Origin of the sequence: Lacrimispora sp., assembly GCF_031982545.1 — a bacterium.
In the GTDB taxonomy this organism is placed as follows: Bacteria; Bacillota; Clostridia; order Lachnospirales; family Lachnospiraceae; genus Lacrimispora.
Window position 1 is genome coordinate 121468 of the sequence record NZ_DALYXB010000004.1, and the last position, 12432, is coordinate 133899.

The 12432-nt window shown below is 42.8% G+C and carries 12 protein-coding genes; 4 read left to right on the plus strand and 8 right to left on the minus strand.

All coding sequences use genetic code 11. The features are described 5' to 3' along the window. Positions 1-27: 27 nt before the first annotated feature. The 3 genes from ABS301_RS08200 to ABS301_RS08210 form a co-directional block, all read right to left on the minus strand. Positions 28-957 carry a mechanosensitive ion channel family protein gene (locus ABS301_RS08200; RefSeq protein WP_349671756.1) on the minus strand — a complete coding sequence of 310 codons (930 nt, stop codon included), beginning with the start codon at positions 955-957 and terminating at the stop codon, positions 28-30. Continuing rightward, positions 954-3257: a 1,4-alpha-glucan branching protein GlgB gene (gene glgB / locus ABS301_RS08205; RefSeq protein ID WP_349671757.1), complete on the minus strand. Its 2304-nt coding sequence runs from the start codon at positions 3255-3257 to the stop codon at positions 954-956. The genes ABS301_RS08200 and glgB overlap by 4 nt, the downstream gene beginning before the upstream one ends. A gap of 84 nt (positions 3258-3341) precedes the next feature. Next, a complete protein-coding gene (locus tag ABS301_RS08210) occupies positions 3342-4391 on the minus strand; it encodes a DUF3810 domain-containing protein (protein WP_349671758.1) in 1050 nt (349 codons plus the stop codon). A gap of 176 nt (positions 4392-4567) precedes the next feature. On the opposite strand from ABS301_RS08210, the gene lepB reads away from it, so the two are divergent. Next, complete coding sequence (lepB, locus tag ABS301_RS08215) at positions 4568-5128, plus strand: signal peptidase I (protein ID WP_349671759.1); 561 nt, start codon at positions 4568-4570, stop codon at positions 5126-5128. Positions 5129-5183: 55 nt separating this feature from the next. Here the strand turns inward: lepB and ilvD are convergent, their stop codons facing one another. Then, complete coding sequence (gene ilvD / locus ABS301_RS08220) at positions 5184-6905, minus strand: dihydroxy-acid dehydratase (RefSeq protein WP_349671760.1); 1722 nt, start codon at positions 6903-6905, stop codon at positions 5184-5186. 237 nt (positions 6906-7142) lie between these two features. Between ilvD and ABS301_RS08225 the strand changes: the two genes are divergently transcribed. The 3 genes from ABS301_RS08225 to ABS301_RS08235 are packed head-to-tail and all read left to right on the plus strand — an operon-like array spanning position 7143 to position 8909. Further along, positions 7143-8171: a serine hydrolase domain-containing protein gene (locus tag ABS301_RS08225; protein WP_349671761.1), complete on the plus strand. Its 1029-nt coding sequence runs from the start codon at positions 7143-7145 to the stop codon at positions 8169-8171. Next, the gene (locus ABS301_RS08230; protein ID WP_349671762.1) at positions 8161-8508 is read left to right on the plus strand and encodes an inorganic pyrophosphatase; all 348 of its coding nucleotides are present in this window, start codon (positions 8161-8163) and stop codon (positions 8506-8508) included. Before ABS301_RS08225 ends, ABS301_RS08230 begins: the two co-directional genes overlap by 11 nt. 17 nt (positions 8509-8525) lie before the next feature. Further along, positions 8526-8909 carry a VOC family protein gene (locus tag ABS301_RS08235; RefSeq protein ID WP_349671763.1) on the plus strand — a complete coding sequence of 128 codons (384 nt, stop codon included), beginning with the start codon at positions 8526-8528 and terminating at the stop codon, positions 8907-8909. Here the strand turns inward: ABS301_RS08235 and ABS301_RS08240 are convergent. The 4 genes from ABS301_RS08240 to ABS301_RS08255 all read right to left on the minus strand — a co-directional run bounded on the left by ABS301_RS08240 (position 8906) and on the right by ABS301_RS08255 (position 12332). Then, a complete protein-coding gene (locus tag ABS301_RS08240; protein WP_349671764.1) occupies positions 8906-9604 on the minus strand; it encodes a FadR/GntR family transcriptional regulator in 699 nt (232 codons plus the stop codon). The two genes, ABS301_RS08235 and ABS301_RS08240, sit on opposite strands and share 4 nt — an antisense overlap. Before the next feature lie 20 nt (positions 9605-9624). Then, the gene (gene rpiB, locus ABS301_RS08245) at positions 9625-10068 is read right to left on the minus strand and encodes a ribose 5-phosphate isomerase B (protein ID WP_349671765.1); all 444 of its coding nucleotides are present in this window, start codon (positions 10066-10068) and stop codon (positions 9625-9627) included. 79 nt (positions 10069-10147) lie between these two features. After that, entirely contained in the window at positions 10148-11260 is a 1113-nt protein-coding gene (gene aroC / locus ABS301_RS08250; RefSeq protein ID WP_349671766.1) for a chorismate synthase, read from the minus strand. Between the two features lie 13 nt (positions 11261-11273). Next, the gene (locus ABS301_RS08255; RefSeq protein ID WP_349671767.1) at positions 11274-12332 is read right to left on the minus strand and encodes a lactonase family protein; all 1059 of its coding nucleotides are present in this window, start codon (positions 12330-12332) and stop codon (positions 11274-11276) included. Between the last annotated feature and the right edge of the window lie 100 nt (positions 12333-12432).

Here is a 12432-nt window from a genome sequence, read left to right on the forward strand (position 1 = left end):
AAATTCTCAGAACATGCTGCTTTCTATTTACCTTCCACCATCTTTAATATGAACATCCAGCTGGCTGTAAGGGATCTCAATCCCCGCCTCATCAAACTCCAGCTTAATCCTCTCTAAAATCTTCCACCTGGCTGTCCAGTAATCTTCCACTAAAGTCCAGCCCCTTCCCCCAATCGTCACCGAATTAGTCGATAATGCATTGACGAAAATATCAATGGGTTCATCCTTTTTTACCTGAGGCTGACTGTCAAAAATCATTTGAAGCAGCTCCTTCGCCTTTTTTAAATCCGCTCCATAGCCAATCTCCACAAGAATATCAAGTCTGCGTTTATCCATGGCTGTTACATTGGTAAGCGGTGAGTTGGAAAGCGTCCCGTTTGGTATCACAACCTGCTTATTATCTGCTGTAGTAAGAATAGTATAGACCAGACCAATGGTACGAACAGTTCCTTCTCCTGATTCTGATACAATATAATCCCCTACCCGAAACGGCTTCATAAGAAGGATTAAGACCCCTCCCGCAAAATTTGCAAGGCTTCCCTGGACAGCAAGACCGATGGCAATACTGGCAGAACCAAGAAGCGCCACGATAGAAGCAGAATTCACCCCCACCTGGCCTGCGATGATAAATGCCAGAAGGCAGTACATAACCGCATTTAATACAGAGAGAAGAAATTTTCTTACGCTGACCTCCATATCTACTTTTTTAAAAGAACGGTTCAGCATGCCATGCAAAATTTTAATCACTCTTGATCCAATAAAAAAAATTACGATTGCAAGTAAAATACTTATTCCAAATGAAATAATGGAAGGCATCCAGCCTTTTATGGTTTCCAACATAACATTGGGTTTTAATTGTTCCAGGTTTTCCTGTACTTCCTGCAGTGCTGCAATGGTTTCCTGGGGCGCCGCAGTGGTTTCCTGTGCCGCTGCAGCAGCAATCAAATGTGCGATCATATCAGATTCTCCTGTTTCACTTTCTTATGCTTTTTTATTACAACACTTTTTGTGTTCTTCACTTTTACAGGCGTGCAGGAAAATATGGCTACACTGAGAGGAGCCACGGTAATTTCAATGGAATTTTCCCGCTCGTCTGCTTCTTTCTTTTTCGATATCTTTACTCTCTTATTCCGGTATCCTTCTCCACCGAATGCCTGGTCACTGCTGTTAATCAGTTCCTTATATTTTCCTTCAAAGGGAACACCTATGCAGTATTTCTCATGTAACATGGTGTCAAAGTTACAGACAAAAAGAAGGGTTTCTTCTTTCTTTTTGCTTTTTCTTAAGAATACAATGATACTGGCTCCGGATTTTGTACACTCCACCCATTCAAAACCTTCCGGATCATAATCAAGGGCATACAAAGCTGGCTGGCTTAAATAGAGGTGATTCAGGGCTTTTACATACTCCCTCAACTGGCTGTGCAGAGTTTCTTCTAAAAGCTCCCAGTCCAGGCTTCTGTTTTCATCCCACTCCCGGATCTGTCCAAATTCCTGGCCCATAAACAAAAGCTTTTTCCCCGGATGCCCTGCCATAAATCCATAAGCCGCCCTTAGGTTCGCTGCCTTCTTCTCCAGTGTATCACCGGGCATCTTTCCAATCATAGATCCCTTTAAATGAACCACCTCGTCATGGGAGAAAACCAGTATAAAATTTTCGCTGTAGGCATACAGAAGGCTAAAGGTCAATTCACCATAATGATGCTTCCTGAAATAAGGGTCACACTGCATATAGCCGGTAAAATCATTCATCCAGCCCATATTCCATTTAAGATCAAATCCCAGCCCTTCCTCTTTTAGATCTCCAGTAACTCTGGGCCAGGCTGTGGACTCCTCTGCGATCAAAACAGCACCATCTTTACGGTTTTTAAAAATGGAGTTTAAGTGCTTTAAAAATTCCACTGCTTCCAGATTCTCATTTCCACCGTAAAGATTGGGGATCCATTCGCCTGGATCTTTCCCATAATCCAGATACAACATGGAAGCCACTGCATCCATGCGGATCCCATCTGCATGATATTTTTCCACCCAGTACAGGGCATTGGCAATTAAAAAATTAGTCACCTGAGGGCGTCCATAATTATAGATCAGAGTTCCCCAGTGTGGGTGAGCTCCCTGCCTGGGATCTTTATGCTCATAAACGCAGGTACCGTCAAAACAGGCTAGTCCAAAGCTGTCTCTTGGAAAATGAGCCGGAACCCAGTCAAGAATCACACCAATTCCCTCCTGGTGCAAAAACTCTACTAAAAATTTGAAATCATCGGGCGTTCCAAAACGGCTGGTAGGTGCATAATAGCCCGTTACCTGGTACCCCCAGGAAGCATCCAGGGGATGTTCCATCACAGGAAGCAACTCTACATGAGTATAGCCCATTTCTTTTACGTATGATACCAGCTTCTTACCAATCTCCCGGTAATTGAGAAATTCCGAGCCATTTAAAGGCTCCCCGTCACTGTTATATTCTGCTTCCTTGCGAAGCCATGACCCAAGATGGACCTCATAGATAGAAAGCGGCTCTCTGGTAATATTCTGAGTTGCTCTTTTTTTCAGCCAACCCTCATCATTCCAGGAGTAACTTTCCATATCCCATATAACAGAAGCATTGTCCGGACGCAGTTCACAATAGCTTGCATAAGGGTCGCTTTTCAGCTGAATCCCCCCAGCCATAGCCTTAATCTCATATTTATAAATCATCCCCACATGTAAATCTGGAATAAATAATTCAAAAATTCCGGAATCACCAAGCTTCCGCATGGGATGCCGCCTGCCGTCCCACAGGTTAAAATCACCCACAATGCTGACTCTCATGGCACAAGGTGCCCAGACAGAAAAATAAACGCCTGTCGTGTCTTTCATGGTCATTGGGTGCGCTCCCATTTTATCGAAAATGCTGTAATGAATTCCGGAACTGAACTTTTTAATGTCTGTTTCCGTATAGTAAGGGTCAAAACTGTAAGGGTCTATAAGCTCTTCATTGGTATGGTTGTCATATGTAACCTGATAGAGATACTGGAATTTCGTCTTTCCAGGTAAAAGCACCGCAAAAAATCCTGCATCATCTACCCGCTCCATAGGATGGAGTATGCCGTCCCTAATTCCTTTTACCGACACAGTTACAGCCGTGGGAATAAAGGCCTGAATCAAAAGCCCTGCACCTGTCACATGGGGTCCCAATAACCGGTGGGGATCTGCGGCTTCCGAATATACGATTTCCTCAATACCCGCCCAATCCATTAAATCATATAAAGTTTTATCCATATCTGGCTCCTCCCGCTTCCTTGATTCTGTACCGTAATTTTATCAAAGCAGAGAGTATTTTTCAATAGATACAGGTGGCTTTCCTTACCTTGTTCTTGCGTAAGCAAGCATCAGATCCACCATTCTTCCATAGCTTTTTACTCCATCTGACTGGCTGTTCATTTTCAAATATGTATTATTCATTTTATTGGAAACCTCTGCTGCTTTGCCTTCATACCGTCCCCAGAATTCATTATTATCTCTTAAATCATCCCATGCTTTCTGATTGAGAAGATGACAGATCTCTCTGTAGGAAACCAGATCTGTTTTAGACAACGCATTGGTGGCATAGACCCAGCCAGTTAAATATCCGCTGTAGCGGAAAGCCTCATTATCCGAACCAATACAGGCTAAATATCCGATAAAGTTTGCTTCATCTTCTCTCATAAATCCTCTTAAATGAGACAACTCATGACAGACCGTATGGGGAATATTATAATCGGGCATGAAACGGTTGTAAGTTGCTTCCACGGTGAAAGGCGAGTACTGACCGCATAGCTGCTGGACAGAAAAATATTGAGACAAAATCAGAGGTTTTGGCTGTGGATAATATCCGGATAATTCCGGGTAGGTCTCTCCCAGCTTCCTCATGGCCTTTACGCTTTCTTTTTTCACAACAGCCGTATCCACCTGCTCGTTAATTCCTTCTTCACACATTCCGTTGACAATCTCTGTCAGAAAAAGGCAGAGATTCTTCAGTTCTTCTTCTGAGGACTTTTTCATCTCCAGCCCCGATGTTTTAGAAAACGGAGTTCTGTAATAATTAATTCCGCAGTGGAAGGTAAATAGAAAAAACAGACACGCAATTAAAAACAGGATCCGGATCAGAAGGCGCTTTCCTTCTCTGAAGTGCCGGATTCCATATACAAGGCAATACAGGATCAGCGCATAGGATAAAATTTCAACCACTGCAAAAGGAAATAGGCCTGATAATCTTCCTATACTTCCTACCATCACCGGATAAATCAGTTTCGCATACCAGTCCCCGACTCCAGATACTGTTCTGGCCAGAATCTGGAATGTAAACGACGATATAAGTAAGACTGCCGAACTGATAATCAATTTTTTGTCTGTGCTTTTTCCTCTTTTTTCCATATCCAGCTTCCCCCAGATGTGAGTGTTTTTATGGAATAAACTTTACCACATGATTATGGACATTTCATGAATGATTGTGAATATTTTCTTACCATTTTGTGAAACCCCTTGCACAATTATCCAAACTCATTTAAACTTTGATACAGAACTACGAAGAAAGCAAAGAAGAGAACATTATGAAAAGAGAAGAAAACATGCCACAGGAACCATTTAACTGGAAAGAAGAGATTATCAGCTGGATTAAAATAATTATTACAGCTGCCGTCATTGCATTTTTGCTGAACAATTTTATTATTGCAAACAGCAGGGTTCCAAGCGGTTCTATGGAAAAGACCATTATGACCGGCGACCGGGTTATCGGCTCCAGACTTTCCTATTACTTTGAAGAGCCGGAACGGGGCGACATTGTCATCTTCCATTTTCCTGACGATCCTACTGGAAAGACTTATTATGTAAAGCGTGTCATTGGTCTCCCGGGCGACATCATTGATATTCGGGACGGAAAAGTCTATATTAATAATTCCGACACTCCACTTGATGAGCCATATCTGCCCGAACCCATGGAGCCTGAACCAGCCGCTCATTATGAGGTGCCTGAAGATTCTTACTTCATGCTGGGTGACAACCGGAATTATTCGGCTGATGCCAGAAGGTGGAAAAATAAGTACGTGAAAAAGAAAAAGATTATTGCCAAAGTATTGTTCCGCTATTTCCCATCAATCAAACAGCTTCAGTAAAAAACGGGCGGAAGGAATCCAGGGATTTTTTCCTGTTTTCCTTCCACCCGTTTTCTTATTCCATATATCCGCCTTTCATAGGCGATACTGCATGCCTGGAGAAGATTTTAAGAACACCGGATTTTATTCTGTCTTCTCTTGGCTTCCAGACTTTCCTCCGTTCTTCTAAAATCCGGTCTACCTCCTCCCCACTCATCGCTTTCCCTTTTATCCCCGTAATCCGAAGACTTCTCCCCGGTATATCAATCTCGATCAGATCATCTTCTTCAATTAATGCAATAGGACCTCCACCCGCGGCTTCCGGTGAAATATGTCCGATGGCAGGACCTTTTGTAGCACCGGAGAATCTGCCGTCTGTTAAAAGTGCAATGGATTTTGATAAAACGGGATCAGAGGAAATGGCTTCGGTGGTATAAAACATCTCCGGCATTCCGCTTCCTTTTGGACCTTCATAACGGATTATTACTGCCTGACCAGGCTTAATCTTTCCCTGAAGCACTGCCTCCATAGCCTCCTCTTCGCTGTCAAAAGGTTTTGCCTTTAATACTGCATGATGCATCTCTTTCGCTACTGCACTGTGTTTGACAACTGCCCCATCAGGCGCTAAATTGCCTTTTAAAATGGCAACAGTTCCGTTTTTGCCAATGGGATCATCAAAAGAACGGATTACATCCGTCCGCTTAATCCCTATTTTTTTCAAATAATCGTCGCATGTCTCATAAAAACTATTCTTCTTTAAATCCTCCAGGTTCTGCCCCAGAGTCTTTCCAGTCACTGTCATACATTCTAAGTGGAGCATGGATTTTATCTCCTCCATGATTCTCGGTACACCTCCTGCATAGTAGAAGTACTGAGCCGGCCATTTTCCTGCTGGGCGGATATCAAGAAGGTAATGGGCGTTTTTATGAATCCGGTCAAAGGTATAGGCATCAATGGTGAGCCCCAGTTCATGGGCAATGGCAGGAATGTGAAGCAATGAATTAGTAGAACCGGATATGGCAGCGTGGACCATAATCGCATTCTCAAACGACTCCACGGTTATCATTTCCCTGGGAGTTAAGCCATTCCTTGCAAGCCATACTGCCTGAACGCCTGCTTCTTTCGCCTTAATTTTCAATTCTTTTGAAGTGGCAGGCATAAGTGCCGTTCCCGGCAGCATGAGACCCAGGGCTTCTGCCATGATCTGCATGGTGGAAGCTGTTCCCATAAAGGAGCAGGCCCCGCAGGAGGGACAGGCATGGTGCTTATACCAGGTAAGTTTCTCCTCAGAGATTTCTCCTCTTTTACACATGGCACTGTACATTCCAATCTGTTCCAGAGTTAAAAGATCCGGACCTGCATCCATGACACCGCCTGTTATAACGATGGAGGGAATGTTAATTCTGCCAATTCCCATGAGATGGGCTGGTACTGCCTTATCGCAGCTTGCCACAAATACCCCTGCATCATAAGGAGTTGCGTTATTATGTATTTCAATCATGTTACAGATCATATCTCTGGATACCAGAGAATAATTTCCTCCGTCATGCCCCTGACTCATGCCGTCACACGTATCTGTGGCAAAATAACGTGCGCCCCTGCCCCCAGACTCATAGATACCCTTTGCTGCCTGATCCACCAGTTCCAGAAGATGGGCACTTCCCGGATGACTTTCTCCAAAGGTACTTTCAATTATAATCTGCGGTCTCTCCAAATCATCCACAGACCAGCCCATTCCCATTTTTAACGGGTCCATTTCTGGAGCAATCTTTCTTACCTGCTGACTTCTTAATTCCATCGTATTTATTCCCCTTTTTATTCATTATACATATGACGTATTTTAATATAAAATTATCATTATTCGATTAAAAAGTCAATATTTGATTTGTTATCAAGGATTTAACGTTGTTTTTTAATTTTATAGCCCAGAATACATGCGACGTATTTATCGATTTAAAAATAAAAGGTTCTATACTTTACTATAATTTTTTGGTACTATGAAAGAAACATATAGGACTGAAAAGGAGATATCTATATGAGTATTGATAAAATAATTCCAGCAGATTTTCGAGGTTGTATTTCCATTTATCAGAATGATGAGATGTTATTTGAAAAGGCATACGGATATGCAGATCTGTCCAATCAGGTACTGAATGATATGGAGACCAGATTTGCAACAGCTTCTGCAGGAAAGGTATTTGTGGCTGTTGGAATCCTGCAGCTGATTGAAAAGGGACTGCTTCGCCTGGAAGATAGAATCGGTTCATTCTTTGATTTTGATTTAGAGCAGATTGACGAAGGAATTACAGTTGAGCAGCTTCTTACCCATACCTCCGGAATACCAGACTATTTCGATGAATCTGTAATGACAGAATATGAAGAATTGTGGCAGGACTTTCCAAACTACAGAATACGTTCCAACAAAGATCTGCTGCCGCTTTTTATTCACAAGCCGATGATGTATCCCAGAGGAAGCAAATTCCAATATAATAATACCGGTTTTGTGGTGTTGGCGATGATTCTTGAGAAAATCACCGGAATGGAATTTGACCGGTATCTGGAAGAATCCATATTTGTTCCTTGTAAGATGAAACATACCGGATATTATGAACTGGACAGACTGCCCGCAAAATGCGCCTTTAATTACATATTTGATCAGGAAAGAAGTGACTTCCGTACAAATATATACAGTGTAGAAGTAAAAGGAACGGGTGCCGGAGGCGCCTTTACAACAATCGGAGATATCCGTTTATTCTGGAAAAGCCTTCTATCCTGCCAACTACTGTCTCCTGCCATGACAGAAACCATGTTATCGGATCACGGCGGAGAAAGTCAGTGTTATGGCTATGGAATATGGCTGAAGAAAGCGGGAAATGATTTTAATCCCTATTTCCAGGGTTGTGATCCCGGTGTAAGTTTCAAATCTGCCTTTGATAAGAAAAGTCAGTTACTGATAACGATAGTGAGTAATTATGGAGACAATGTCTGGAAACTATGGCGGGAAGTATCAGACAATCTAAGTCATTTTTATAATGAGAAAGGAGGCAATTTAAGTGAATCCTGATTTTTGGACTGCATTGGATCAACTGGTGAGTGATTCTGAAATTGTTATTGACAGACCTAAAGGATCTGTTCATCCAAAATATTCTGATTTTATATACAAAGTTGATTATGGATATTTAAATAACACATCTTCCATGGATGGACAAGGCATAGACGTCTGGGTAGGTACTGGGGAAAAACAAAGAATTGATGCAATTATGTGTATTGTTGATTTAGTAAAACGGGATTCTGAAATAAAGATTCTGATCGGCTGCACAGAAGAAGAAAAAGAAATTATCTTTCATACTCACAACGAAACAGAATTCATGAAGGGAATTTTAATCAGACGGGATACATAATAATAAGGGGGTTCATAATGAAAATTGAGCACGTAGCCATGTATGTAAATGATTTGGAAAAAACAAAAGAGTTCTTCACCAATTATTTTAATGGAAAATCAAATGACGGTTACCACAATCCCAAAACCGGTTTTTGCTCCTATTTTTTAACCTTTGAGGACGGCTGTCGGCTGGAAATCATGAATAAACCAGTTATGGAAGATCCACAAAAAACACTCACCCGCACCGGTTTTATCCACATAGCCTTCCAGGCAGGAACCAAAGAAAACGTTGACAGTCTTACCATTCAGTTGAAGCAGGATGGATATGAAGTGATCAGCGGTCCGCGGACGACCGGTGACGGCTATTATGAAAGCTGTATCATAGATCTGGAGGGGAACCAGATTGAAATAACCATTTAATTCCCCTCCAGAGATTTAAGCATTCTCCTGTTCGCGGTCAGATGCATATACATGGCGCATCTGGCCCCTTCCGGATCCTTTCTGATAATACAGTCCGTGATTTCTCTGTGCGTATCTATGGTCTCCTGTCCCAGTCTGGCATTGGTTAAATCCACAAACAGGGAGATAGATGAATTAATCACAGGAATCAGTTTTTCCACCACCAGATTGCCGCTGCATACGGCGATCTGCCGGTGAAAAAGAATGTCTGCGTGGGTATGATCCTCGCCCTGATTAATCAGTTCTTCTACCTTGCCCTTTAGTTCTTCCAGTTCCTTTAGCTGATCTGGTCTGGCATTCACGGCAGCCAGTGCCGCAATCTCCGGTTCCAGCATCAGGCGGACGCTTAATAAATCAAGAGCCAGATTGGTTTTATCCTTTAAAAGGGAAAGCCCCAGGGGATCATCTAAAAGCCCCTGTCGTTCAGAAACAAAGGTCCCTGCTCCTCTTCGTATGGTAAGAATCTCTCTGGAAACCAAAATCTTAACAGCTTCCCTGATGGTTCCCCTGCCTACTCCAATCTCTTCGGCAAGTTCAAATTCATTTGGGATCTTAGCACCAATCTCCAGCCCCTTTTCCACAATATCATTCAGGATCTGCTCTGCTACCTGTTCAGCCAGGGTTTGTTTTGTTCTGTTTTCCAGTTCTTGACTCATAAGCCTCCCCTTTCACAGAGTTAATTTCTCTTTTCGATATCCATTACCATATCAACACGGCGCTGATGTCTTCCGCCTTCGTACTGGGCATCAAGCCATTCTTCCGTAATCATCTTTGCCAGTTCCACACCTACAACTCTTGCGCCAAAACAAAGGACATTGGAATCATTATGCATTCTGGAAAGCTTTGCTGTGTATGGCTCACTGCAGACACAGGCACGGATTCCCTTTACCTTATTGCATGCAAGAGAGATACCCACTCCGGTTCCGCAGATTGCGATTCCTAAATCTGCTTTTCCTTCTGTTACTGCACGGCCAACTTTCTCACCATATTCCGGATAGTCGCAGCTTTCTGTGGAATTGGTACCAAAATCAATTACTTCATAACCTTTACTTTCCACAAACTCTTTAATGGCTTCTTTCATCTCTATTGCTGTATGATCATTACCCATTGCAATCTTCATTGTCATTCTCCTGTTTCTGTTAAATAAGTCAGTAATATATCCGGCATTTAACATAGCATAAATGCCGGATATAATCAAGTTATTCAGTTTCCTGTTTATAAAAGGATATAATGCGATCCATTCTGGCAGATAAATTGGCAAGCAGCAGATCGGCCGTTGTAAGTGCCGCCATTGCCTCAACCACCACGACTGCACGGGGTACGATGATCGGATCATGGCGACCCTTAATTTCAATCTCAGTTTCTTCTCCCTGTCTGGTAACTGTCTTCTGAGGCTGGGCAATGGAGGGAGTAGGTTTAAAAGCAGCACGGAAAATCACTCTGGATCCATCGCTGATTCCGCCAAGGATACCTCCGGCATGATTGGTCACTTTCTTCGCTCTGCCATCTGGGTTCATACAGAAACCATCATTATTTTCAGATCCCAGAGCACGGGAAGCTAAAAATCCATCTCCGATCTCAAATCCTTTTACTGCCCCAATAGACATCACTGCTTTTGCAAGAGATGCGTCGTATTTCTCAAAGACAGGATCACCGATTCCGGCCGGCACGCCGTCAATGATGCATTCCACCATGCCTCCTACAGAATCTTTTCTACTCATCATCTCTTCTAAATACGGTTCTGCCAAAAGAGAGGTCTCTTTATCAGGCATATAAAGACGGTTCTGGTCCCGCTCTTTTAAATCAAAGCTTTCTTCTTTCACTTCAAATGGTCCCACCGATCTGGTATAAGCCGTCACAGTGATTCCCAGGCTTCTTAAAAAACAGGCAGCTATGGCGCCCGCCGCAACTCTGCCGATGGTTTCCCTTCCGGAGGATCGTCCACCTCCCCGGTAATCCCTGAAACCATATTTTTCATCAAAGGTATAATCTGCATGACCCGGACGGTAAACTTCCATAATATTACCATAATCCTTAGAACGCTGGTCCGTATTCCAGACAATCATGGAAATAGGAGTTCCGGTTGTCTTACCTTCAAATACACCGGATAAAATCTCCACCTGATCCCCTTCGTTTCGCATTGTGGTAAATTTGCTCTGTCCCGGCTTTCTGCGGTCAAGGAAACACTGAATATCCTTTTCTTCCAGAGAAAGGCCGGCTGGACAGCCATCTACCACCACACCGATTCCTTTTCCGTGGGATTCTCCCCATGTTGTGATTTTAAATATTGTGCCAAGTGTGGATCCCGCCATAGTTGTCTCTCCTTTATTTGCTGACTTTTACGATTACACAGCTGTTAGGTTCATTCACTTTTAATTCTTTCCCGTTCATAATTAAAAGCCCTTTTTCGTAATCCACCGTAAAGAACGTAATGCTTCCAGTCTCGTGGTTAATGGAAGCAATGTGCTTGTCATCTGGAAATACACAAATATCCTTTGGATAGCTTCCGCTGATAGGCAGGCAGCATAAATAGGTTAACAGACCCGTCTGGGGATCACGGTCATATACCGTAACCGTATTATCTCCTGCATTTCCGCAAAACATGTGTGTTTCGTCGTTTGAAAAACACAGGGCACTTGCTGCGGTTAACTGGGTCAGCGGTTTGGGACCGGTGGTCTTTATGGTCTGAACCTTTTCAATCTTCGGCTGGTGGTCTCCTGTTTCATAGGTAAATACATCAATAATATTCTTAAGCTCATGAACCAGATAAAAGAACTTTCCGTCTTTACTGAACCGGAAGCATCTGGGTGCTGACTCTAATTCACTTCTGATGGCATCCACCAAAAGCAGTTCTTCATCCTTTTCATCAAAATGGTAGATCTTCACCTGATCAATTCCCAGATCGGCAACCATAATAAATTTTCCGTCCGGAGTTCGTCTGGAGCAGCTTACATGAGGGCGGAAATTTCTTTCAGCCACACTGCCAAGTCCCTTATGGAACACACTGGTTACAATCTCACCAACGGAACCATCGTCATTTAAACGGAGAACGGTGCACTTTCCGTCATGATAGCCGGATACAAAAATATATCTGTCATCTTTGTCCGTAGATAAATGACAGCCTCTCATACCCTTAATATTTGCTGAGTTTAATCTTGTTATGGAACCGTTCTCATGAATGCGGAAAGATACCACGCCTTCATCAGCTATGGAATAAAGTGTCCTGCCATTGTTGGAAGCTATTACATAAGAAGAATTGTCTACTTCCACCTCACATCTTGGGATAAAACGGCCCTTTTCCACATCGACATCATACACCGTGATGCCCTTGGCCTGTCCATTGTAGGAATAGGAACCTACATAAGCCATATATTTACCTGTCATAACACTTTTCCTCCTCAAATCTTCCTTGTATAAACTAGAAATATCATATCATAATTTTCCCCGTTTGTTAAGGAAAAACTTCCTTAAAAACTATTGACAT

Excerpts from the sequence above, each read along its gene's own strand:
- ABS301_RS08200 (WP_349671756.1), bottom strand. The coding sequence starts at position 957 with ATGATCGCACATTTGATTGCTGCTGCAGCGGCACAGGAAACCACTGCG.
- glgB (WP_349671757.1), bottom strand. The coding sequence starts at position 3,257 with ATGGATAAAACTTTATATGATTTAATGGATTGGGCGGGTATTGAGGAA.
- ABS301_RS08210 (WP_349671758.1), bottom strand. The coding sequence starts at position 4,391 with ATGGAAAAAAGAGGAAAAAGCACAGACAAAAAATTGATTATCAGTTCG.
- lepB (WP_349671759.1), top strand. The coding sequence starts at position 4,568 with ATGAAAAGAGAAGAAAACATGCCACAGGAACCATTTAACTGGAAAGAA.
- ilvD (WP_349671760.1), bottom strand. The coding sequence starts at position 6,905 with ATGGAATTAAGAAGTCAGCAGGTAAGAAAGATTGCTCCAGAAATGGAC.
- ABS301_RS08225 (WP_349671761.1), top strand. The coding sequence starts at position 7,143 with ATGAGTATTGATAAAATAATTCCAGCAGATTTTCGAGGTTGTATTTCC.
- ABS301_RS08235 (WP_349671763.1), top strand. The coding sequence starts at position 8,526 with ATGAAAATTGAGCACGTAGCCATGTATGTAAATGATTTGGAAAAAACA.
- ABS301_RS08240 (WP_349671764.1), bottom strand. The coding sequence starts at position 9,604 with ATGAGTCAAGAACTGGAAAACAGAACAAAACAAACCCTGGCTGAACAG.
- rpiB (WP_349671765.1), bottom strand. The coding sequence starts at position 10,068 with ATGAAGATTGCAATGGGTAATGATCATACAGCAATAGAGATGAAAGAA.
- aroC (WP_349671766.1), bottom strand. The coding sequence starts at position 11,260 with ATGGCGGGATCCACACTTGGCACAATATTTAAAATCACAACATGGGGA.
- ABS301_RS08255 (WP_349671767.1), bottom strand. The coding sequence starts at position 12,332 with ATGACAGGTAAATATATGGCTTATGTAGGTTCCTATTCCTACAATGGA.